This window comes from Streptomyces sp. NPDC111606 (genome assembly GCF_055656945.1).
Window position 1 is genome coordinate 94,053 of the sequence record NZ_JBVKBY010000015.1, and the last position, 20,997, is coordinate 115,049.

The 20,997-nt window shown below is 70.6% G+C and carries 22 protein-coding genes; 13 read left to right on the forward strand and 9 right to left on the reverse strand.

What is annotated here, in order from left to right; translation table 11 throughout:
* Nucleotides 1-81: 81 nt before the first annotated feature.
* Nucleotides 82-1,197: a sugar ABC transporter substrate-binding protein gene (locus tag ACZ7M7_RS39580; RefSeq protein ID WP_383630795.1), complete on the forward strand. Its 1,116-nt coding sequence runs from the start codon at nt 82-84 to the stop codon at nt 1,195-1,197.
* Here the strand turns inward: ACZ7M7_RS39580 and ACZ7M7_RS39585 are convergent.
* Entirely contained in the window at nt 1,139-2,125 is a 987-nt protein-coding gene (locus ACZ7M7_RS39585) for a LysR family transcriptional regulator (RefSeq protein WP_472125652.1), read from the reverse strand. The genes ACZ7M7_RS39580 and ACZ7M7_RS39585 overlap by 59 nt on opposite strands.
* A gap of 279 nt (nt 2,126-2,404) precedes the next feature.
* Between ACZ7M7_RS39585 and kstD the strand changes: the two genes are divergently transcribed.
* On the forward strand, nt 2,405-4,177 hold the full coding sequence (gene kstD, locus ACZ7M7_RS39590) for a 3-oxosteroid 1-dehydrogenase (protein ID WP_472125655.1): 1,773 nt from the start codon (nt 2,405-2,407) through the stop codon (nt 4,175-4,177).
* A 12-nt stretch (nt 4,178-4,189) separates the two neighbouring features.
* Here the strand turns inward: kstD and ACZ7M7_RS39595 are convergent, their stop codons facing one another.
* The 4 genes from ACZ7M7_RS39595 to ACZ7M7_RS39610 are packed head-to-tail and all read right to left on the reverse strand — an operon-like array spanning nt 4,190 to nt 6,121.
* Nucleotides 4,190-4,840 (reverse strand): class I SAM-dependent DNA methyltransferase, encoded by a 651-nt coding sequence (locus ACZ7M7_RS39595; RefSeq protein ID WP_472125658.1) that lies wholly within the window; start codon nt 4,838-4,840, stop codon nt 4,190-4,192.
* 27 nt (nt 4,841-4,867) lie between these two features.
* The gene (locus ACZ7M7_RS39600) at nt 4,868-5,110 is read right to left on the reverse strand and encodes a hypothetical protein (RefSeq protein WP_472125661.1); all 243 of its coding nucleotides are present in this window, start codon (nt 5,108-5,110) and stop codon (nt 4,868-4,870) included.
* Nucleotides 5,111-5,135: 25 nt separating this feature from the next.
* On the reverse strand, nt 5,136-5,459 hold the full coding sequence (locus ACZ7M7_RS39605) for an AzlD domain-containing protein (RefSeq protein ID WP_472125663.1): 324 nt from the start codon (nt 5,457-5,459) through the stop codon (nt 5,136-5,138).
* On the reverse strand, nt 5,456-6,121 hold the full coding sequence (locus ACZ7M7_RS39610; RefSeq protein WP_472125666.1) for an AzlC family ABC transporter permease: 666 nt from the start codon (nt 6,119-6,121) through the stop codon (nt 5,456-5,458). The genes ACZ7M7_RS39605 and ACZ7M7_RS39610 overlap by 4 nt, the downstream gene beginning before the upstream one ends.
* A gap of 132 nt (nt 6,122-6,253) precedes the next feature.
* Here ACZ7M7_RS39610 and ACZ7M7_RS39615 point away from each other — a divergent pair, with 132 nt between their 5' ends.
* Complete coding sequence (locus tag ACZ7M7_RS39615) at nt 6,254-6,802, forward strand: helix-turn-helix domain-containing protein (protein WP_472125669.1); 549 nt, start codon at nt 6,254-6,256, stop codon at nt 6,800-6,802.
* A 126-nt stretch (nt 6,803-6,928) separates the two neighbouring features.
* Here ACZ7M7_RS39615 and ACZ7M7_RS39620 read toward each other — a convergent pair whose 3' ends face one another.
* Nucleotides 6,929-7,132, reverse strand: a complete 204-nt coding sequence (locus ACZ7M7_RS39620) for a cold-shock protein (RefSeq protein WP_003992177.1) — start codon at nt 7,130-7,132, stop codon at nt 6,929-6,931.
* A gap of 322 nt (nt 7,133-7,454) precedes the next feature.
* Between ACZ7M7_RS39620 and ACZ7M7_RS39625 the strand changes: the two genes are divergently transcribed.
* From ACZ7M7_RS39625 to ACZ7M7_RS39645, 5 genes are all read left to right on the forward strand, one after another.
* A complete protein-coding gene (locus ACZ7M7_RS39625; RefSeq protein ID WP_328424814.1) occupies nt 7,455-8,303 on the forward strand; it encodes a menaquinone biosynthetic enzyme MqnA/MqnD family protein in 849 nt (282 codons plus the stop codon).
* A gap of 77 nt (nt 8,304-8,380) precedes the next feature.
* A complete protein-coding gene (locus ACZ7M7_RS39630) occupies nt 8,381-10,069 on the forward strand; it encodes a serine/threonine-protein kinase (RefSeq protein ID WP_472125672.1) in 1,689 nt (562 codons plus the stop codon).
* Between the two features lie 25 nt (nt 10,070-10,094).
* Nucleotides 10,095-10,826, forward strand: a complete 732-nt coding sequence (locus ACZ7M7_RS39635) for a prepilin peptidase (RefSeq protein ID WP_472125675.1) — start codon at nt 10,095-10,097, stop codon at nt 10,824-10,826.
* Between the two features lie 99 nt (nt 10,827-10,925).
* Complete coding sequence (gene mqnC / locus ACZ7M7_RS39640) at nt 10,926-12,125, forward strand: cyclic dehypoxanthinyl futalosine synthase (RefSeq protein ID WP_383610196.1); 1,200 nt, start codon at nt 10,926-10,928, stop codon at nt 12,123-12,125.
* 17 nt (nt 12,126-12,142) lie between these two features.
* Nucleotides 12,143-12,745, forward strand: a complete 603-nt coding sequence (locus tag ACZ7M7_RS39645; protein ID WP_383610193.1) for an imidazolonepropionase-like domain-containing protein — start codon at nt 12,143-12,145, stop codon at nt 12,743-12,745.
* A 14-nt stretch (nt 12,746-12,759) separates the two neighbouring features.
* Here ACZ7M7_RS39645 and ACZ7M7_RS39650 read toward each other — a convergent pair whose 3' ends face one another.
* On the reverse strand, nt 12,760-13,809 hold the full coding sequence (locus tag ACZ7M7_RS39650) for a chitinase (protein ID WP_472125678.1): 1,050 nt from the start codon (nt 13,807-13,809) through the stop codon (nt 12,760-12,762).
* 234 nt (nt 13,810-14,043) lie between these two features.
* On the opposite strand from ACZ7M7_RS39650, the gene ACZ7M7_RS39655 reads away from it, so the two are divergent.
* The 4 genes from ACZ7M7_RS39655 to ACZ7M7_RS39670 are packed head-to-tail and all read left to right on the forward strand — an operon-like array spanning nt 14,044 to nt 18,575.
* Nucleotides 14,044-14,370, forward strand: coding sequence for a hypothetical protein (locus ACZ7M7_RS39655; protein ID WP_472125681.1), 327 nt, complete (start codon nt 14,044-14,046; stop codon nt 14,368-14,370).
* 19 nt (nt 14,371-14,389) lie between these two features.
* Nucleotides 14,390-16,708 carry a bifunctional polysaccharide deacetylase/glycosyltransferase family 2 protein gene (locus ACZ7M7_RS39660; RefSeq protein WP_472125684.1) on the forward strand — a complete coding sequence of 773 codons (2,319 nt, stop codon included), beginning with the start codon at nt 14,390-14,392 and terminating at the stop codon, nt 16,706-16,708.
* A 1-nt stretch (nt 16,709) separates the two neighbouring features.
* Nucleotides 16,710-17,831, forward strand: a complete 1,122-nt coding sequence (locus tag ACZ7M7_RS39665) for an acyltransferase family protein (RefSeq protein ID WP_472125687.1) — start codon at nt 16,710-16,712, stop codon at nt 17,829-17,831.
* 48 nt (nt 17,832-17,879) lie between these two features.
* Nucleotides 17,880-18,575, forward strand: a complete 696-nt coding sequence (locus ACZ7M7_RS39670) for a demethylmenaquinone methyltransferase (RefSeq protein ID WP_472125690.1) — start codon at nt 17,880-17,882, stop codon at nt 18,573-18,575.
* Here the strand turns inward: ACZ7M7_RS39670 and ACZ7M7_RS39675 are convergent.
* Together ACZ7M7_RS39675 and ACZ7M7_RS39680 are read right to left on the reverse strand one after the other, a co-directional pair.
* Nucleotides 18,562-18,873 carry a PASTA domain-containing protein gene (locus tag ACZ7M7_RS39675; protein ID WP_365063776.1) on the reverse strand — a complete coding sequence of 104 codons (312 nt, stop codon included), beginning with the start codon at nt 18,871-18,873 and terminating at the stop codon, nt 18,562-18,564. The genes ACZ7M7_RS39670 and ACZ7M7_RS39675 overlap by 14 nt on opposite strands.
* Before the next feature lie 155 nt (nt 18,874-19,028).
* Nucleotides 19,029-19,535, reverse strand: coding sequence for a GNAT family N-acetyltransferase (locus ACZ7M7_RS39680; protein ID WP_472125694.1), 507 nt, complete (start codon nt 19,533-19,535; stop codon nt 19,029-19,031).
* A gap of 98 nt (nt 19,536-19,633) precedes the next feature.
* Between ACZ7M7_RS39680 and ACZ7M7_RS39685 the strand changes: the two genes are divergently transcribed.
* Complete coding sequence (locus tag ACZ7M7_RS39685; protein WP_383610169.1) at nt 19,634-20,941, forward strand: geranylgeranyl reductase family protein; 1,308 nt, start codon at nt 19,634-19,636, stop codon at nt 20,939-20,941.
* Nucleotides 20,942-20,997: the final 56 nt, after the last annotated feature.

Sequence of the window (20,997 nt, forward strand, 5' to 3'; positions counted from 1 at the left end):
GCCACGTTGGCTACCGCCACCGGGTAGCAAAGCCGCTCATCCGCTCGGAAGGCACCAGTAGTGATTGCTCGTACCCCCCGCATGCCCGCTGTACGCCGCTTCTCCATAGCCCTCGCCGCGTCCGCCTCGGCGCTCTCGCTCGCCGCGTGCGGTGTGGTCGACGGCGTCGGGGGCGGTGACAGCTCCGAGTCGCCCGACAAGGGTGACGACGTCACGGTGGGGCTCCTGCTGCCCGACAAGGCCACGGCCCGTTTCGAGAAGTTCGACTACCCGCTCATCAAGAAGGAAGTCGCCTCCCTCACCCGCGACAAGGGCAAGGTCGTCTACGCCAACGCCGAGTCGAGCACGGACAAGCAGAGTCAGCAGTTCCAGCAGATGATCGCCGACGCGGTGGACGTGATCCTCGTGGACGCGCTGGACGCCAAGGGCATCGCGCCGGACGTGCGGAAGGCGAAGGACGCCGGCATCCCCGTCATCGCCTACGACCGGCTCGCCGAGGGGCCGATCGACGCGTATGTCTCCCACGACAACGAGCTCGTCGGCGAGGTGCAGGGCCGCGCCCTCGTCGAGGAACTCGGCGCGAAGGCCGCGACCAGCAAGGTCGTCATGATGAACGGTGACCCCGCCGACCCGAACACCGCCCGGTTCAAGAAGGGCGCGCTCGACGAGCTCGACGGCGAGGTGAACATCGTCAAGCGGTACGACACCGACAAGTGGGCGCCCGAGACGGCCAAGGCGAACATGGAGAAGGCGATCTCCGCCGTCGGGCTGGACAACATCGCCGCCGTCTACTCGGCGAACGACGGCATGGCGGGCGCCGTCATCGACGCGCTGAAGGAGTCCGGCGCGAGCAGGATCCCGCCGGTGACCGGGCAGGATGCCAACCTGGACGCGGTGCAGCGGATCGTGGCGGGCGAGCAGTTCATGTCGGTGTACAAGTCGTTCCTGCTGGAGGCGACCAACGCCGCGAAGATGGCCGTGTACAAGGCCCAGGGGCGCGCGATCCAGTTCGACGCCCTGACCCAGGACTCGGTCGACAGCCCGACCCAGGACGGCATCCCGTCCCAGCTGGTCTCGGTGGTCCCTCTGACGAAGAGCAACATCAAGCAGACGGTGATCCAGGACGGCGTCTACACCGTCAAGGACATCTGCACCGCCGAGTACAAGGCGGACTGCGCGGCCATCGGCCTGGAGTAGACGCCGAGACGGCCTCTGCAGTGCCCGTCAGCCCCGGGCGGCCCCGGCGGTGGGACTCCACCAGATCCGCGAAGGCCCGGGCCGGCGGGCTGAGCGAGTCCCAGCGGCGCACGGCCCAGCCCACGGGCAGGGGGCGCAGCTCGGGAAGCGGAATCAGGCGCAGCTCACCCTCGCCGGGGACCGGCAGCCCCGGCAGCGCGGGCAGGACCGCCCGTCCGACCCCGAGCTCGGCCAGCAGCAGCGCGGTGTCCCAGTCGGCGACGCTCGTGTCGTGCGCGAACCGGACGCCCAGCTCGGCGCAGGCGGCGTCCAGATGGGCCGCCGAGGCGGAGTTCGGCGGCAGCCGGATCAGCCGTACGTCACGCAGGTCGGCGCCGACGTCGACGTGCGGCCGCGCCGCGAGCGGATCGTCGGATCGCACCGCCAGCACCCACGGCAGCTCCACCACCGGCCGCTGCTCGATACCGCGCACCTGCGGCCCGAGGGTGATCCAGGCCAGGTCGAGTGTGCCGTCGGCCAGCGCGTCGAAGCTGCCCCGGCCCGAACTGACCGTGCGGAACTCCAGGTTGACCCGAGGATGCCGCCGTCGGTACGCGACGACGGCCTCCGCCATGAAGTGCCGTACGGTCGTCGCGCCTGTCGCCACCCGCACGTACCCGCTCTCGCCGTCGACGAGATCCCGCAGTTGCCGTACGGCGAGGTCCAGCCCCGATATCCCCTCGGCGGCGGCCGCCTCCAGCACCCGGCCGGCCTGCGTCGGCACGACCCCCCGGGGCTGCCGCTCCAGCAACGCGACCCCGGTCTCCCGCTCCAGCCGCTTCACATGCTGGCTCACCGCCGACTGGGTGCACCCCAGCTCCCGGGCCACCGAGCTGAGACTCCCGGCACGGCATACGGCCACGAACACACGCAGGTCATCGAGGGTCATGAGCTCTAAGTTAATGCTTGGGTGCAGCCACAAATCCCAAGGATTGACTGGGTGTTGCCCGATCGGCGACGATCCTCGAAGGGCCCGGGCGGCAACCCGCTCCACACCCTCGCCGGAGTCCGGACCATGGCGGGGGAGGGAGCGGGTGCCGACCCACAAGACGCGACCGGACGGCAGCTTCAACGCTCCTGCGGCGCCCTTGACTTCACACCGCATCCGCGCCACATTCGCATTTCTGACACACCCTCAGAAACGTGGCGTCCAGGGCGGGAGGTCTCCATGACCAGCAGCGAGCACCCTTCGCGAAGACACGTACTGGCCGCCGGTGCCGCCGGTGCCGCAGGCACGGCCCTCGGCGCCGGCGCCGTGGCCCAGCCCGCCGCTCACGCCGCCGACCTGCCGCTCCTGGGCACCTACGACGTCGTCGTCATCGGCTCCGGAGCCGCCGGCATGACCGCCGCGCTGACCGCCGCCAAGCAGGGGCTGAGTTGTGTGGTGGTGGAGAAGGCGCCCACCTTCGGAGGGTCCGCCGCGCGGTCCGGGGCCGGGATCTGGATTCCCAACAACTCGGTGATCCTCGCGGCCGGTGTGCCGGACACGCCGGCGAAGGCGGCCGAGTATCTTGCCGCCGTCGTCGGGTCGGACGTCCCCGTCGAACGGCAGCGGGCCTTTCTCGCGCACGGCCCGGCGATGCTGTCCTTCGTCATGGCCAACAGCCCGCTGCGATTCCGCTGGATGGAGGGGTACGCCGACTACTACCCCGAGCTGCCCGGCGGCCTCCCGAACGGCCGCTCCATCGAGCCCGACCAGCTCGACGGCAACCTCCTGGGCCCCGAACTGGCGCGGCTGAACCCCCCGTACATGGACGTGCCCCCCGGCATGGTCGTCTTCAGCGCGGACTACAAGTGGCTGGCCCTGGCGGCGGTGAACGTCAAGGGCGCGGCCGGGGCCGCGGCCTGTCTCGCCCGCGGTACGGCCGCGGCGCTGAGAGGTGAGAAGCCGCTCACCATGGGACAGTCGCTGGCGGCGGGCCTGCGCCTGGGACTGCGGTCGGCAGGGGTCCCGGTGTGGCTCGGTACTCCCCTCACCGACCTGTACGTCGAGAACGGCGCCGTGAGCGGCGCGGTGGTCACCCGGGACGGCGCCCCCGGCCTGGTCCGGGCCCGCCGTGGCGTGATCGTCGGCTCGGGCGGTTTCGAGCACAACGCGGCGATGCGCGAGCACTACCAGCGGCAGCCCATCGGCACGGACTGGACGGTGGGCGCGAAGGAGAACACCGGCGACGGCATCCGGGCCGGGCACCGGCTCGGCGCCGCCCTCGGCCTCATGGACGACGCCTGGTGGGGGCCGGCGATCCCGCTCCCCGGCCAGCCGTACTTCTGCCTTGCCGAACGCACCCTCCCCGGCGGCCTGTTGATCAACGCAGCCGGCGCCCGCTTCGTCAACGAGGCCGCCCCCTACAGCGACGTCGTCCACACGATGTACGACGTCCACGACACGAGCCCGGCCATCCCGTCCTGGCTGATCGTGGACCAGAACTACCGGAACCGGTACCTCTTCAAGGACGTCCTCCCGGCCCTGCCCCTGCCTGCCGACTGGTACAGCTCGGGCGCCGCGCACAAGGCCTGGACCCTGGACGCGCTCGCGCGCTCGATCGGCGTCCCGGCGGCGGCCCTGCGGACCACGGTCGACCGTTTCAACTCGCAGGCCAGGCAAGGCAGGGACCCCGACTTCAAGCGGGGCGACAGCGCCTACGACCACTACTACACGGACCCGTCCGTGCTGCCCAACTCCTGCCTCGCGCCCCTCTGGCTGCCCCCGTTCCACGCCTTCCGCATCGTCCCCGGCGACCTCGGCACCAAGGGCGGCCTCCTCACCGACACGCGCGCCCGCGTGCTGCGGGAGGACGGCTCGGTGATCCGGGGGCTGTACGCCGCCGGCAACGCGAGTGCGGCCGTCATGGGGCACAGCTACGCGGGCGCGGGCTCGACGATCGGCCCGGCGATGACGTTCGGGTACATCGCTGCACGGGACATCGCCGGGAGCCTCTAGGCCGTGTCCGACCTAGCGCCCGGGCTTGCGGGCGATCAGGAACGCCTGCGGGGACGTCTCGTCCAGCGCCGGGTCGGCTTCGCGGACCGTCCGGGAGACGAGGGCGAAGCCGGCCCCCGTCAGCAGGTCGGCCATGTCCTGCGGGCGGCGACGCTGGAAGGTGAGCGAGACAGGGTGCCCGAAGGGCCGGTCGTGGTGCCGGTGTTCGTCACCGGCCTGGAACGCGACGAGCAGGGGCGCGCCCGGCGCCAGCACACGGTGGAACTCGGCGAACAGGTCCGGGAGCCGGTCCACAGGCGTGTGGATGGAGGAGTAGAAGGACAGCGCACCGGCCAGAGCGCCGTCCGGCAGCTCCAGCTCCAGCATCGAACCCTGCTCGAACCGCAGCCCCGGGTTCTCGCGGCGCGCGATCGCCAGCATCGACGCCGACAGATCGAGCCCGAACACCGGCAGGCCGAGTGAGGCGAGCCGTGCGGTGGTCCGGCCGGGTCCGCAGCCCAGGTCGGCCACCGGCCCGTCCCCCTCGACGAGTTCGGCGAACACCCCCAGCAGTGCCCGCTCCAAGGGCCTGCCCGCGAGCTCGTCCCGGAACAGGTCCGCGTAGTCCTCGGCGATGGCGTCGTAGAAGGTGCGCGTGGTCGTCAGGAAGTCGGAGTCGGCCATGGGCGGGGACCCTAGCGAACGAGACCGCTACTCGGCTCCGTCCCGCGCCTGCCCCGTTCGCATCCGGCCACCGCCGATCGCGGCGCCGACGGCGATGCCCAACCCCATCCCCAGGGCCAGCCCGAGCCCGAGGTTGTCGAAGACGGTCAGGCCGAGCACGATGCCGATGCTCGTGCCGAAGGAGAGACCGAGCGGAATGCCCATCGCCAGTTTGTTGTCGGCGGCTGCACCGCCGTCTTCCCCGTGGCTGTTCTCGTCCCCGTTGTTCACCCGGCGATTCTCCCACGGGCCCGGCTCAGGGCACCCCCGCCGCCCGCAGCACCGCGGTGGCCACCGCCGCCCCCAGCACCACCACCGGGAACGGCGCCCGCCGCCACGCCAGCACGCCGCCCACCAGCACCCCGGCCGGCCGCGCCCACCCCGCGAAGCCGTCGCCCTCCGTCAACGTCCCTGTCGCCAGCAGCGCGACGAGCAGCACCATCGCACCCGCAGCCAGCAGCTCCTGGACCCGCGCGGGGAGCGCGACCCGCCCGTGCAGCGCCGGGCCGACCAGACGGAAGGCGTACGTCCCCACCGCCAGCGCCAGGATCATGACGACCGTTCCCGTCGTGCCGGTCATGACCCGCCTTCCTTCCTGGCGGGTGAGCGGTACGCGACGAGTCCCGCCAGCGCCAGCAGCACCGGCACCCCCGCCGGGACGACCGGTACCGCGGCCAGGGCGAGGGCGGCGCCGAGGAGCGCGGCACGGCGTACGGCGGAGTCCTTGCGAAGGGTGGGCAGGACCAGTGCGACCAGTACGGCGGGGAAGGCGGCGTCCAGGCCGTACGTCGCCGTGTCGCCCAGTGCCGTTCCGGCGAGCGCGCCGGCGAGGACACCGATGTTCCAGGCGACGAACAGGCCGAGGCCGTTCACCCAGAACGCTGCCCGGCGCCGTGCGAGATCCGGCTGGGCGAGGGTGAAGGCCACCGTCTCGTCGGAGACGAGGTGGGCGCCGAGGAGGCGGGCGAGGCGACCCCGGCCGAGGACGTCCGCCACGGCCAGGCTGAAGGCGGCCGTACGGGTGTTGAGGAACAGCCCGGTGGCCGCCGCGGCGAACGGCCCGCCCCCGGCCAGCAGTACGCCGACCGCGCTGAACTGGGCCGAGCCCGCGTAGACGACCAGTGACATCACCACCGGCACCCACACCGGCAGCCCGCCGGCCACCGAGATCGCACCGAAGGAGACGCCCACGACACCGCCGGCCAGCCAGATGAGGGCGCTGTCGCGCACCAGGGCTGTCATCGCGGGTACCGGAAGAGATGACATCATCGGTGTTCGGAGTAGCGAACGCATGTTTTCCAGAATGAACAAGCGGACGCCCGTTCGTCAAGGCGAACGAGTGGACCGGTGCAGCGAACGACGGGAAGTGAACCGATGAGCGAGCCCCTGACGTGGATCGCCGCCTCGCTGCGGCGCGAGCGCACCCGGGCCGGGCTGTCCCTGTCCGAGCTGGCCAAACGGGCCGGTATCGCGAAGTCCACGCTCTCCCAGCTGGAAACCGGCGGGGGGAATCCCAGCGTGGAGACGCTGTGGGCGCTGGGGGTCGCGCTCGGTGTGCCGTTCAGCGTGCTGGTGGAGCCGCCGTCGCCGGCGGTCCAGGTCATCAGGGCGGGGGAGGGACCCACGGTCGCCTCCGAGCGGGCGGACTACGTGGCCACACTGCTCTCCGCCAGTCCGCCCGGCGCTCGCCGGGACCTCTATCACCTGCGCGCCGAACCCGGCCCGGCCCGGGAGTCGGAGCCGCACATTCCGGGGTCGGTGGAGCACCTGATCGTGAGCACGGGGCGGGTGAAGGCGGGGCCGCGGGGGGACGAGGCCGAGCTGGAGCCCGGCGACTACATGTCCTATCGCGGGGATGTGCCCCACTCGTACGAGGCGCTCGCCCCCGGGACGACGTTCGTGCTGGTCATGCAGCACATCTAGCCCTCGGCCGGGGCGGAAAAGGCAGGAGCCCCGTTGCCTTGCGGCACGGGGCTCCTTGGGTACTGCTATCTGTTCCGGATCAAAGCACCAGGCTCCGAGACCGAATGATCAGACTGATCGAACTGATCAGACGGGGGTGACGTTCTCCGCCTGCGGGCCCTTCGGGCCCTGGGTCACGTCGAAGGAGACCTGCTGGTTCTCCTCCAGCGAACGGAAGCCGCTCGCATTGATCGCGGAGTAGTGAACGAAGACGTCGGGGCCGCCGCCTTCCTGGGCGATGAAGCCAAAGCCCTTTTCGGCGTTGAACCACTTCACGGTTCCGGTAGCCATAAGCCCTCCTTGGGCCCAAAGGGTTGCCCTGCTCCAGAACCCTGCAAGTGTGAAAACAAAATGCCGCACAACTGCATACGTCTGAAAACGACGAGAGCCCGCGGTCACATGCTCCGCAGGCTCTGTACTGCAAGGGAAACCAAACTGCAACTTGCGGCGAGCCTAGCACGCAGGCAGCCGAAAGCAATAGAGGTCAAGATCACGTCACCCGGACGTTTGAACTCACGTGTCGGGGTTGACGGGGGCGTTGGTGATCTGAGCGTCACCGGAGAGTCGCCACCCTGAAGGATGCACGCTACCCCATGGGGTCTAGTCTCGCGATGTGGACAATTCTCGCACCAGGCCGCGCGTAGGCCACATCCAGTTCCTGAACTGCCTGCCCCTGTACTGGGGGCTCGCGAGAACGGGCACGCTTCTCGACTTCGAGCTGACCAAGGACACTCCCGAGAAGCTCAGCGAGCAGCTGGTGCGGGGCGACCTCGACATCGGGCCGATCACCCTCGTGGAGTTCCTGCGCAACGCGGACGACCTGGTCGCCTTTCCTGACATCGCGGTCGGCTGCGACGGCCCGGTGATGTCCTGCGTGATCGTCTCGCAGGTCCCGCTGGACCGGCTGGACGGTGCCCGGGTCGCCCTCGGCTCGACCTCGCGCACCTCGGTCCGGCTGGCCCAGCTGCTGCTCGCCGAGCGCTACGGCGTGCAGCCCGCCTACTACACCTGCCCGCCCGACCTCAGCCTGATGATGCAGGAGGCGGAGGCGGCCGTACTCATCGGAGACGCGGCGCTGCGGGCCAACCTCCTCGACGGTCCGCGCTACGGCCTCGAGGTGCACGACCTCGGCTCGCTCTGGAAGGAGTGGACCGGCCTGCCCTTCGTCTTCGCGGTCTGGGCGGCGCGCCGGGACTACCTGGAGCGCGAGCCGGCCATCACCCGCCAGGTCCACGAGGCCTTCCTGTCCTCCCGCAACCTCTCCCTGGACGAGGTCGGCAAGGTCGCCGAGCAGGCGGCCCGCTGGGAGGCCTTCGACGAGCAGGTCCTGGAGCGGTACTTCACGACCCTCGACTTCCGTTTCGGCGGCCCGCAGCTGGAGGCGGTCGCGGAGTTCGCGCGGCGGGTGGGACCGACGACGGGCTTTGCAGCGGATGTGAAGGTGGATCTGCTTCAGCCGTAAGAGGCAGGGTCCGCGCGCATTAATCTGCTGGAAGTTCCAAGGGCGCAATGGGCCGTACGGGGGAGGGGTGGACGCCGATGCAGCCGCTCGGAGTTGACGAGCCCACGGCCGTCGGGCCGTACCGGCTGCTCGGCCGGCTCGGCTCCGGTGGCATGGGGCGGGTGTATCTCGGCCGCAGCACGGGCGGCCGTACGGTCGCCGTCAAGATCGTGCATCCGCACTTCGCGCTGGACGAGGAGTTCCGCGCCCGCTTCCGCCGGGAGGTGGACGCAGCGCGGCGGGTGGGCGGTGCGTGGACGGCTCCCGTGCTGGACGCGGATCCGCAGGCGGCGGTGCCGTGGGTGGCCACGGCCTATGCGGCGGGTCCGTCGCTGTCGGCCGCGGTCGCGGACTCGGGAGCGCTGCCCGCGCATTCGGTACGAGCGCTGGGGGCCGGGCTGGCCGAGGCGCTGGCGGCCGTGCACGAACTGGGGCTGGTGCACCGGGACGTGAAGCCGTCGAACGTCCTGCTGACACTGGACGGCCCCCTGCTGATCGACTTCGGCATCGCGAGGGCCATGGACGGCACGGCTTCCCTGACGTCCACCGGCGTCTCGATCGGTTCCCCCGGATACATGTCGCCCGAACAGATCGTGGGCAAGGGCGCCACGGGGGCGGCGGACGTCTTCTCGCTGGGCGCGGTAGTGGCGTACGCGGCGACCGGGGCGCCCCCGTTCTCCGGGGACTCGTCGGCGGCGCTGCTCTACAAGGTCGTGCACGAGGAGCCCGAACTCGGCCCGCTGGACGGCGAGGTGCGGGAGCTGGTGGAGGCCTGCCTGGCCAAGGAGCCCGGTGCCCGGCCCACGCCGACTGAGGTGGCCCGGCGACTGGCTCCGGACGGGGCGGCCCGGCTGGTGACGGGCGGATGGCTGCCGGGCGGGCTGGTCGAGCAGGTCAGCCGGAGTGCCGTGCGGCTGCTGAACCTGGAGGCGGGGGAGCCGGGCGAGACCGGCCGACCGGGAGACGACGTCGCGTCGGGGCCGGTGGGCTTCAGCCGGCAGGCGACGGTGGGGGAGTTCGGGCCGCCGCCGGTCATGCCGGGGCTGGGCGGAGCGGGTGCGTCCATGCCGCCCGCCGCCGTCCCCGAGCCCCGCGATGCCCCGCCGCAGGACGCGACCCCGGCCTCCGACAGCCGCCCCGGCAAGCTCTCCCTCTCCGTCGCGGCGGCCTCGGCGCCGGGGGAGGGCGGCCGTGGCCGGAGGCTGAGCTGCACCGTCGCGCTCGCGGTGGCGGGGGCGTTGGCCGCGGTGACGGTGGGGTCCGTGGTCGTGTTCGACCTGTTGCCGGGCGGGGACCAGGACCACAACGCGGGTTCCGACGCCGCCTCGTCCGCATCGCCGGGCAAGAGCACCCCCACCCCGGGCGAGGGCTCCGTGCCCGGCCGCTATCTCGGCACCTGGGAGGGCCAGGCCACCGCCCTGGACGGCGCCCTGCCGTCGGGGACCTACCGGCTCACCGTGCACAAGGCCGACGTGGGCGAGGAGTTGGGCACACTCCGGCAGACGGACCTGCTCGGCCTCGTCTGCAACGACGTACTGACCCTGAAGAAGGTGACGGCGAAGGAGCTCGTCGTCACGTCCGTGGGCAGGAAGACCAACCACGGCGGCTGCAACCCGGCACCGCACACCGTCCGGATCTCCCCGGCGGGCGACGACCTGGTGTTCCGCTCGGAGAGCGACGCGGAGGGCAAACCCGAGGCGCGGCTGTCGAAGGTCGAGCAGGGCTGAACACGTTGGGACTGAACACGTGAGGGTGAGCACGCTCGTCCTTGTCGTCGTGGCCGCACTCTGGGGTGCCGCGGCGGGCACGCTGCTGCCCCGGCCCGCCCATCGGTTCTCCGTCACGGCGGAGCAGGGGTGGCGGGAGCGGTGCCCGGGCGGGCACCCGATCGGGGGCTGGATCGGGTGGGCTCGGTGTCGCGAGTGCACCGACGCTCCGTCGTACGGGCCCGGTACGGCCCTCATGGCCACCGTCACCGCCCTCGTCTGCGCCGTCCTCGCCGCCGCCACCGACACCCGTCCCGAGCTGGGCGTCTGGCTGCTGCTGGCGCCCGTCGGCGTGCTGCTCACGGTCGTCGACCTGAGGGTGCGGCGGCTGCCCGACGTCCTGACCCTGCCGCTCGCGGCCGCCGCGCTGCTGCTGCTCGGCCTGGTCGCCCTCGTCCCCGAGCACGCCGGCGACTGGCCGACCGCCCTGTGGGCCGCCCTCGCGCTCGGCGCCGGCTACTTCGTGCTGTGGCTCATCAACCCCGGCGGCATGGGCTTCGGCGATGTGAAGCTCGCGCTCGGGGTGGGGGCGGCGCTGGGGTGGTACGGCTGGCCGACGGTCATGCTCGGCACCTTCGCCGGGTTCCTGTTCGGTGCTCTGTACGGCGGTGCGCTGGTCGTCCTGCGGCGGGCCGGGCGCAGGACGGCGATCCCGTTCGGGCCGTTCCTGCTCGGCGGGGCGCTCGTGGGACTGCTGATCGGGGCGTACGCGGCGTGACGCCGACCGCCGGCTGGGAGCGGCCTGACGTCCCTGGCCCAAAACGCCTGGCGTAGGCTGGTTCGGTCTGTCCAACTGCTTGACGAAAGGGACGCCCCGGTGACCGAGAAGGCCGACCTCCAGTCTGTGCTCGACCGTGCCGCAGCGGGTGGGCGGATCACCCCAGAGGAAGCGCTCGACCTCTACCGCGACGCCCCGCTGCACGCGCTGGGCGCCGCCGCCGACGCCGTACGCCGCCGCCGGTACGCCGGCACCGAGCACATCGCGACGTACATCATCGAGCGCAACATCAACTACACGAACGTGTGCGTCACGGCGTGCAAGTTCTGCGCCTTCTACGCCGCCCCCAAGGACACGGCCAAGGGCTGGACCCGTGACCTCGACGACATCCTGCGGCGCTGCGCCGAGACCGTCGAACTCGGCGGTACGCAGATCATGTTCCAGGGCGGTCACCACCCGGACTACGGCGTGGAGTACTACGAGAAGCACTTCGCGGCCATCAAGAAGGAGTTCCCGCAGCTCGTCATCCACAGCCTGGGGGCGAGCGAGGTCGAGCACATGGCCCGGATCTCCAAGGTGAGCATCGAAGAGGCCATCACCCGCATCCACGAGGCCGGCCTCGACTCCTTCGCCGGCGCCGGTGCCGAGCTGCTGCCCGCGCGGCCGCGCAAGGCCATCGCCCCGCTGAAGGAGAGCGGTGAGCGCTGGCTGGAGATCATGGAGGCCGCGCACCGGCTGGGCGTCGAGTCCACGTCGACCATGCTGATGGGCACGGGCGAGACGAACGCCGAGCGCATCGAGCACCTGCGGATGATCCGTGACGTCCAGGACCGCACGGGCGGCTTCCGGGCCTTCATCCCGTACACCTACCAGCCCGAGAACAACCACCTGAAGGGCCGTACGCAGGCCACGATCTTCGAGTACCTGCGGATGATCGCCATCGGGCGGCTGTTCATGGACAACATCGCCCACATCCAGGGCTCCTGGCTGACCACCGGCAAGGAGGTCGGCCAGCTGTCGCTGCACTACGGCGCCGACGACCTGGGCTCGATCATGCTGGAGGAGAACGTCGTCTCCTCCGCCGGTGCCAAGCACCGCTCCAACCGGATGGAGATCATCGACCTGATCCGCAAGTCGGGGCGGGTTCCGGCCCAGCGGGCGACCACGTACGAGCACCTCGTCGTGCACGACGACCCGGCGAACGACCCCGTCGACGAGCGGGTTGCCTCGCACATCTCGTCCACGGCGATCGCGGGCGGCACGGCGCATCCCGAGCTGAAGATCCTCGCGTCGAACTAGGCCTGGCCGGGGCTCTCGTGCTGACGATTCACGCCGACTCCAGAGGTCACGCACTCGTCGTCCAGGGCGAGTTGATCGCTGACGTCGGGCAGCTGGCGGATCTGGCCGCCGCCCATCCGCGGGCGCGGGTGCGGGAGTGGCCGGGCATCCTGACGCCCGGACTGATCAATCCGCACGGCAATGAGCTGCTGGAACAGGCGTACCACCCGGATCCGCGCGAGGCGGACCTGCTGGGCACCGCGCCGTTGACCGGGAAGGCGCTCGCGGCGCTGGACATGGACGACGCCCGCTGGGGTGCGAGCGCCCGGCGTGGCTTGCAGCGCATGCTGGCCCACGGCACGGTCCGGGTGGCCTGCGAGGAACTGCGCAACCCGGCGGTGCGGGACGCCCTGCACCGCTCCCGCCTGGCCATGGGCCGGCTCGGGCGCCCCGGTGGAACCCCGGCGCTCGACCCCTACGCCTCCGGGCTGCCGGTGGAGTTCGCGGAACCGAGGGAGCAGCACTCCGCCGCCCGGTTCGCCTTCTTCGACGTGCGCGACGAGGCCGAGCTCGCGGCGCGCGGGGCGGGCACGTGTGTGGCCACAGTCGTGGACGGGCGGCTGGTGTACCGGCGGCGCTAGCCCCCCGTAACGGATCAGCCCGCGAACGCCTCCGCGAACGCCCCGTCCTCCTGGTCGACCCCGCTGCAGTTCGTCAGCGGGTCGTCCGAGGAGGAGCCGTCGGCACACTGCTGGTCCCGGAACGTCGCCCACATCGACACCCACCCGATCCCCTCCTTCTCGGCGAACTCCCGCACCTGCGCCGCGTCGTCGAGCGTGAACGTCTCGTTGTCGACGTCGTTGACGCCGAGCATCGAGGTGAGCGCCATGGCCCGCCAGGCGGTCGCGTCGGATGTGCCGAAGAGCTCCTTGAGTTGCGTGTGGGCGGCCTTGGCGGAGGTGAGGGCGTAGGCGCCCATGTCGCCGGTGTACGACCCGCCGTAGTTCATCGTCATGAGGTTCACGGTGGAGACCTGTACGTCGTGCCGGTTGGCGGACTCCAGCAGCGCCACACCGTCGTCGTCGAGGCCGGAAGGCATCACCGGCAGCGTGAAGGACACGCGGAGGTCGCCGCGCTCCTGCTGCAGCAGGGCGATCGCCTCCGAACGCAGGTCCACCGAGTCCGAGTCGGTCAACTCGTCGCCCTCGATGTCGAAGTCGGCCTGGGTGGAACCCGCCGCGTCCAGTGCCGTCCCGTACGCCGCCGCCAGCTCGGACGCGCTGTCGCAACTCGCCGCCATTTCCTTGCCGGAGGCGCCGCCGAAGGAGACCCGGACGGTGGCGCCGTTCTGTTTGAGTTTCGAGATACGGGACTTGACGGCCGAGTCGGAAATGGCGGTGGTGCCGTTCCATTTCGGGGTGCAGTGGCTGCCGTCCGAGATGACGAAAGCCAGGTTGTACGTCGCCGGGGAGCCGGCGGAGTCGTTTTCGGAGGCTTCGGTGGCGCTCACGTAGGGGGCGTACGACGTGCTCGCGGCGGCCGTTCCGGAGGCCGCGGGGGAGGCCGATGCGGAGGGCGAGGAGCTGGGCCGCTGGGGGGTCGGCGGCGCCGCGTCCGACGCACCGCCGGAGCCCGCGGAGCACCCCGTGGTCAGCGCGAGCAGGCAGGTGAGTCCGGCCGCCGTTTTCCCTGAGTACGTTTGCATGCTGGAAATCTCTCATCCCTGCGGGGCCGTTGCCGAAAACTCTCAGGGAACGTACAGGTCGAGGCGTTTCTCATATGTGCCTCACATGGAGAGCGAGTTTGTGGCACATAAAGCCTCCGTAATCTCCGGGGAATGCATTCCGAGCCTGCCATCGAAAACCGCGCGGACGTCCCCCGGCGCAGTGACGCCCGCGGTCGCCGCCGCAAACGCGGCAACGGGTCCGCGGAAGGGCCCGTGTTCGTTGACAACTCAGGACGCCGCTCCAAGCTGCTGCGTCGCCTCGGCCTCCTGGTCGGCGTCGGCTGCCTCGGGTACGCGGTCGTCCTGGGCATGGCCTTCATGGACGTCGGCACCTCACTCACGCCGTCCCAACTGCTGCCCTTCGGGGGCGGCGGCCCTGCCGGTGCCCCGAACTCCGGTCCCGGCGGCGGCGCCCAGCCGCAGGGCGGGACCGGCACCCCGCCCGTGAAGCCCTCCGGTACGCCCCCGACGCGCACCGCGACCGGCGAGCCGCCCAGCACCGCCCCGACCGTGTCCGCCTCCCCGGCCGCCGCCGACTGACCGGAACGCACCCACACCCATGACTACGACGACTCCCTCACGCGGCCGCCGCCGCGCCCCCACCCGGATCCAGCGGGCGGCGGGCAGGGCCGCGGCGCTGCAGAAACCGCGCGTCATCCTCGCCGGACTGCTCCTGCTCGCGCTGACCAGCGTCATGCTGCTCGACGGCTATCTGCGCGCCGAGGTCGGCGGCGACCAGCGCGTGCGCACCGGGGCCAGCTCCAGCAAGGTCCCCGACAAGGTCCTCGACGGCGGGCCGATCCTCACCTTCCGGGGCGGTCGGGCCACCACCGTCTCCGTCCCGGACAAGACGATCGCGCTCACCTTCGACGACGGTCCGAACCCCACGTGGACGCCCCAAGTGCTGGCGATCCTGAAGAAGTACGACATCCCCGCCACGTTCTTCCTGGTCGGCTCGATGGTCTCGCGCTACCCGGGGATCGTCGCGGACATGGTCGAGCAGGGCAACGAGGTGGGCATCCACACCTTCACCCACGTCGACCTCTCCTATCAGAGCGACGCCCGCGTCAACCGCGAGATGCAGCAGACCCAGCTGGCCCTCGCGGGTGCGGCCGGCATCACGACCACGCTGTTCCGGGCGCCGTACTCCTCGGAGACGGACGCCATCGACAACTACAGCTGGCCCGTCTACAAGAAGCTCGGCGAGCAGGGCTACACCAGCGTGTTCGTCGACACCGACAGCGACGACTGGAAGCGGCCCGGCGTCTCGAAGATCATCAAGTGGGCGACGCCGGACGACAGCGAGGGCGCGTCCGTGCTCTTCCACGATGCGGGCGGCGAGCGGTCACAGACGATCAAGGCGCTGCCGACGTACATCGAGAAGATGAAGGCGAAGGGCTACACCTTCACGACGATCAGCGGCGCCATTCAGGAGGAGGAGTCGGCGAGCGGCCGGCAGGCGGCGGCCGGTGGTGTTCAGGCGGGTGGCGCTCGGACAGGCGGGCAGCGGCTGGATGGTCAGGCGGCGCGGCAGGAGCCGAACGGGCAGGCCGGCGCGGGGGCTTCGAGCCTCCAGGCCGCCCACCGCGAGGCCACCGGCACGACGCTGTACGAGGGCAAGGCCCTGATCGGGGCCGTGGCCGTCGCCGAATGGACGGTGCCGGTGCTGTCGGTCGGCCTCCTCGTCGTCGGCGTCGCCGTCATGGGCCGGTTCGGCATGATGCTGATCCTCGCCCGCCGCCACTACCGGCAGCGCAACAGACGCCGGTTCAGCTGGGGGCCTGCTGTCCATCGGCCGGTGAGCGTGATCGTCCCGGCGTACAACGAGAAGGAGTGCATCGCCAACACCCTGGGGTCGCTGGCGAAGAGCACCCATCCGATCGAGATCATCGTGGTCGACGACGGCTCGACGGACGGCACCTCCGAGATCGCCCGGAACGCGGCCCACGAACTCGGCATGACCAACGTCCGCGTCATCCGCCAGGAAAACGCGGGCAAGCCGGCCGCGCTGAACAACGGCGTGCGCAGCGCCAGTTACGACATCGTCGTGATGATGGACGGCGACACGGTCTTCGAGCCGGACACCGTACGCCGGCTGGTGCAGCCCTTCGCCGACCCCGAGGTCGGTGCGGTCGCCGGCAACGCCAAGGTCGGCAACCGCAACACCGTCATCGGCGCCTGGCAGCACATCGAGTACGTGATGGGCTTCAACCTGGACCGCCGTATGTACGACCTGCTGCGCTGCATGCCCACCATCCCCGGCGCGATCGGCGCGTTCCGCCGGCAGGCGGTACTGGAGGTCGGCGGCATGAGCGAGGACACGCTCGCCGAGGACACCGACATCACCATCGCCATACACCGCGCGGGCCGGCGGGTCGTCTACGAGGAGCACGCGCGCGCGTGGACCGAGGCGCCGGGCTCCCTGAAGCAGCTGTGGTCGCAGCGCTACCGCTGGTCCTACGGCACCATGCAGGCGCTGTGGAAGCACCGCAAGTCCCTGACGGACAAGGGCCCTTCGGGTCGCTTCGGCCGGGTCGGCATGCCTCTCGTGGTCATCTTCCAGATCGTCACGCCGGTCTTCGCGCCGCTCATCGACGTCTTCACCGTCTACTCGATGATCTTCGTCGATTTCAAGGCGGCCCTGCTGGCCTGGCTGGCGGTGCTCGCCGTGCAGCTGGTCTGCGCCGCGTACGCCTTCCGCCTGGACCGCGAGAAGTACCGCTACCTGCTGATGATGCCCCTCCAGCAACTCGCCTACCGGCAGATGATGTACCTGGTCCTCATCCACTCCTGCGTCACCGCCATGACGGGCGGCCGTCTGCGCTGGCAGAAACTGAAGCGGACCGGCGAGGTCGGAACGCCGGCGGGGGTGAGCTGAGGTGGGGGCGCACAGGAGAGGGGCGCTTGCCGCGCCGGTTGCCGCCGCCACGGACGCCAGGGACACAGGCCCGGATCCGCGGTCCGAGCCCCCCGCCAGGGACCGCTACTTCGACACCCTCCGAGCCGTCGCCCTCATCCGCGTCGTCACCTATCACACCTTCGGCTGGGCCTGGGCGGGCATGGTCTTCCCCTCGATGGGAGTCATGTTCGCCCTGGCCGGCACCCTGATGGCGAAGTCCCTGGAGCGCCCGGCGCTCAGGGTGGTCCGCGGCCGGATGCGGCGACTCCTGCCGCCGTTCTGGTTCTGGGGCGTCTTCGTGGTCGTGGCGATGCTGATCCACGACTGGATGCCGGGCCGGCAGATCGTCTACTGGATCGTGCCGCTCGGCGACCCGCCGGGCAACGCGTGGGCCGAGCAGGCCTGGGAGATCCTCTGGTACCTGCGGACGTACCTCTGGTTCGTCCTGCTCTCGCCGCTCCTGCTGCGCGTCTTCCGCCTGGCCCCGGTGCTCGTCCTGTTCCTGTCCCTGGCACCGATCCTCGTCGTCCACTTCCTGTGGGAGCCCCCGGACAACCGGTTCGGCAGCGCCCTCACCGACCTCGCCACGTTCCTCTTCTGCTGGATCCTCGGCTTCGCGCACCGCGACGGCGTCCTGCGCCGCTTCAAGCCGTATGCCGTCGCCGGCCTCTCGCTCGCGGCGATCGCGTACGGCGGCTGGTACGCGTTCACGCACCAGGCCGAGACGGGCTCGTACGACCTGGACGACATCCCGCTCGCCCAGGCGTTCTGGTCGGCGGGCTATGTGACGCTGCTGATGTACGCGAAGGAGTACTTCCGCATCGACTTCGCCCGGCTGACCCGTGTCCGCCCCCTCGACCGCCTCGTCACGGTCTTCAACGCCCGTGCCGTGACGATCTACCTCTGGCACGAGATCGCCCTGATCCTCGCCGTCCCGCTGATCGACCGGTTCTGGAACGTGCCCGCGTTCGAGAGGTACCTGCCGCTGGAGAGCCAGTGGTTCATGTTCGGCATCGGCTGGCTCCTGATCGCGGTGTTCGTGCTGCTGTGCGGCTGGGTGGAGGACGTGGCCGGGAAGAAGAAGCCGAAGCTGCTCCCCTGAGGCAGTACTGCCACGGAGTGCGTACGGCCGTACTGCCACAATGGGCCCGTGACCCGCGCATCCCTGGACAAGCAGCCGCACGAAGTCGCTTCGATGTTCGACAACGTGGCGGAACGGTACGACCTGACCAACGACCTGCTGTCGCTCGGCCAGGACCGCAGATGGCGCAAGGAGGTTGCCAAGGCCGTCGACGCCCGCCCGGCGCAGAAGATCCTGGACCTGGCCGCCGGTACCGCCACCTCCTCACTGCCGTTCGCGCAGACCGGCGCGTACGTCGTCCCCTGCGACTTCTCCCTCGGGATGCTCCAGGTCGGCAAGCGCAAGCACACCTGGCTGCCGTTCACGGCGGGCGACGCGACGAAGCTGCCGTTCAAGGACGACACCTTCGACGCCGTGACGATCTCCTTCGGGCTGCGCAACGTCCAGGACTTCGACACCGCGCTGCGCGAGATGCACCGGGTGACGCGCCCCGGCGGCAGGGTCGTGATCTGCGAGTTCTCGCACCCGACCTGGGCGCCCCTGCGCACCGTCTACACCGAGTACCTGATGCGCGCCCTGCCCCCGGTCGCGCGTGCGGTGTCCTCGAACCCCGACGCCTACGTCTACCTCGCCGAGTCCATCCGCGCCTGGCCCGACCAGCCCGCCCTCGCCGAGCGGCTGCGCAAGGCGGGCTGGTCGAAGGTCGCCTGGCGGAACCTGACGGGCGGGATCGTGACCCTGCACCGGGGCTTCAAGCAGAGCTGACGACGGGGTACGGATCCCCGGGCTCGTCCAGCTCGCGCTGCAGTCCGCCACCGGGCGGCCGTGGGATGCGTGGCTCGCGTACGCCTCCGCCGCCCTCACCCTCGCCGAAGTCGAACCAGACGTAGACCATCGACTCCCGCGGCACCTCGGCACCGGGCTGGGGGTACTGGCGAACGACGTAGTCGACGACGACCAGGTGGAAGTCCGGCCGGTCCGGTGCGTTGAGGAGAAGGCCGTGCGACTTCGCTTCCTCGCGCGCGTCCATGGCCATCAGTCCGACGAGTTTCGGTACTCGCACCTCGGGCGTTTTGGGTGTTATGCGCACAGATGTCACCCCCAGCGGTACTGGAAGGGTAACCGCCCGGGGGTACCGTCCGGAAGCGTCAAGTACCTTTCTGTAACAGTCGATTACTCAGGGTGAAAAATCCGGAAGCGAGTTGTGCAGTTCCGGTGTCACAGATCGAGCCGGTAGCAGTGCCCCTTCTGCCGCGCGTCCGGCGTGGCGAACACCTCGGCGAGCCGCATCCCCAGCCGCCGCGTCACCGCGATCGACCTCTCGTTGCGGGCGTCGACCATCGCCACCACGCCCGGCACCCCGGCCGCCCGCACCCGGTCCAGCGTCTGGTGCGCGGCCGCGCTGACGTACCCCTTGCCCCAGTGCTCCCGCCCGAGCCGCCAGCCGATCTCGATCTCGCTCCTGGGACCCCACTCCCGCTCCCACGGCTGGGCGCCGGTGAAGCCGATGACCTGATCGTTCTCGTCGAGGACGGTCCACAGGCAGTACCCGCGCTCGGCGTCGTGCCGGCGCTGGCGGGCGGTGAGCTCCTCGTAGACGGACAGCTCCGCGGCCCGTCCGCCGTGGAACTCCATGACATCCGGGTGGGCGAAGATCCGGTGCCAGGCGACGGCGTCCTCGTCGGTGGGGACACGGAGCTGTACGACAGGGAGAGCTCGGTTCACGGAGGCAGCCCTTCAGCCGGGTGATCAATGCTGCTGAATAGACTGCCCATGTCCAGTGCCGGTCGGCACACAGATTTCGAACTTGGGGAGATCCCGCCGTGACCGTCGTGCCCGAGCCCCACTCCTCGCCCTTCTCCGAGAACACCGCCGATGTGATCGTCGTGGGCGCGGGGCCGGCCGGCTCTGCGACGGCGTACCACCTGGCCAAGTCCGGCCTCGACGTCCTGCTGCTGGAGAAGACCCAGTTCCCGAGGGAGAAGGTCTGCGGTGACGGCCTGACCCCGCGCGCGACCAAACAGCTCGTGGCCATGGGCATCGACATCTCCGAGGAAGCGGGCTGGCTGCGCAACAAGGGCCTGCGGATCATCGGCGGCGGCGTGCGCCTCCAGCTGGACTGGCCCGATCTCGCCTCCTTCCCCGACTACGGCCTCGTCCGCAAGCGCGACGACTTCGACGAGCAACTCGCCCGCCAGGCCCAGAAGGCCGGCGCCCGCCTCTACGAGCGCTGCAACGTCGGCGCCCCGATCATCGACGACCGCACCGGCCGCATCACGGGCGTCCACGCCAAGCTCGGCGAGGAGAAGCGCGAAGTCACCTTCCACGCGCCGCTGGTCGTCGCCGCCGACGGCAACTCCACGCGCCTGTCGCTGGCGATGGGCCTGCACCGCCGCGAGGACCGCCCGATGGGCGTGGCCGTACGGACGTACTTCGAAAGCCCCCGCCACGAGGACGACTACCTGGAGTCCTGGCTGGAGCTGTGGGACCGCCGCGGCCCCGGCGAGGACCGCCTCCTGCCCGGCTACGGCTGGATCTTCGGCATGGGCGACGGCACGTCGAACGTCGGTCTGGGCGTGCTCAACACCTCCGACTCCTTCAAGGAACTGGACTGGCGCGAGGTCCTGAAGGCCTGGTGCGCCTCCATGCCGGAGGACTGGGGCTACACCCCGGAGAACATGACCGGCCCCATCCGCGGCGCCGCCCTCCCGATGGCCTTCAACCGCCAACCGCACTACACCAAGGGCCTGCTCCTGGTCGGCGACGCCGGCGGCCTGGTGAACCCCTTCAACGGCGAGGGCATCGCCTACGCCATGGAGTCCGGCCAGATCGCCGCCGACGTCATCGTCCAGGCCCACGCCCGCTCGACTCCCGCGGGGCGCGAAATGGCCCTCCAGCGCTACCCGCGCGTCCTGAAGGACACCTACGGCGGCTACTACACACTGGGCCGTGCCTTCGTGAAGCTCATCGGCAACCCGAAGGTCATGAAGATCGCGGCCCAGCGCGGCCTGACGCACCCCATGCTGATGAAGTTCACGCTGAAGCTGCTCGCGAACCTCACGGACCCGACCGGCGGCGACGCGATGGACCGCATCATCAACGGCCTCAGCAAGGTGGCACCGAAGGCCTGAGGCCCCTAGGCCGTGTCCGCAAAGTCCCGCCTGCCCCGCGACGCCTGGCCCGCTCC

What these genes read in the sequence shown, in the direction of transcription:
- ACZ7M7_RS39630 (WP_472125672.1), top strand. Translation starts at nt 8,381, where the DNA reads ATGCAGCCGCTCGGAGTTGACGAGCCCACGGCCGTCGGGCCGTACCGG.
- ACZ7M7_RS39605 (WP_472125663.1), bottom strand. Translation starts at nt 5,459, where the DNA reads ATGACCGGCACGACGGGAACGGTCGTCATGATCCTGGCGCTGGCGGTG.
- ACZ7M7_RS39580 (WP_383630795.1), top strand. Translation starts at nt 82, where the DNA reads ATGCCCGCTGTACGCCGCTTCTCCATAGCCCTCGCCGCGTCCGCCTCG.
- kstD (WP_472125655.1), top strand. Translation starts at nt 2,405, where the DNA reads ATGACCAGCAGCGAGCACCCTTCGCGAAGACACGTACTGGCCGCCGGT.
- ACZ7M7_RS39620 (WP_003992177.1), bottom strand. Translation starts at nt 7,132, where the DNA reads ATGGCTACCGGAACCGTGAAGTGGTTCAACGCCGAAAAGGGCTTTGGC.
- ACZ7M7_RS39585 (WP_472125652.1), bottom strand. Translation starts at nt 2,125, where the DNA reads ATGACCCTCGATGACCTGCGTGTGTTCGTGGCCGTATGCCGTGCCGGG.
- ACZ7M7_RS39660 (WP_472125684.1), top strand. Translation starts at nt 14,390, where the DNA reads ATGACTACGACGACTCCCTCACGCGGCCGCCGCCGCGCCCCCACCCGG.
- ACZ7M7_RS39615 (WP_472125669.1), top strand. Translation starts at nt 6,254, where the DNA reads ATGAGCGAGCCCCTGACGTGGATCGCCGCCTCGCTGCGGCGCGAGCGC.
- ACZ7M7_RS39650 (WP_472125678.1), bottom strand. Translation starts at nt 13,809, where the DNA reads ATGCAAACGTACTCAGGGAAAACGGCGGCCGGACTCACCTGCCTGCTC.
- ACZ7M7_RS39610 (WP_472125666.1), bottom strand. Translation starts at nt 6,121, where the DNA reads ATGACAGCCCTGGTGCGCGACAGCGCCCTCATCTGGCTGGCCGGCGGT.
- ACZ7M7_RS39595 (WP_472125658.1), bottom strand. Translation starts at nt 4,840, where the DNA reads ATGGCCGACTCCGACTTCCTGACGACCACGCGCACCTTCTACGACGCC.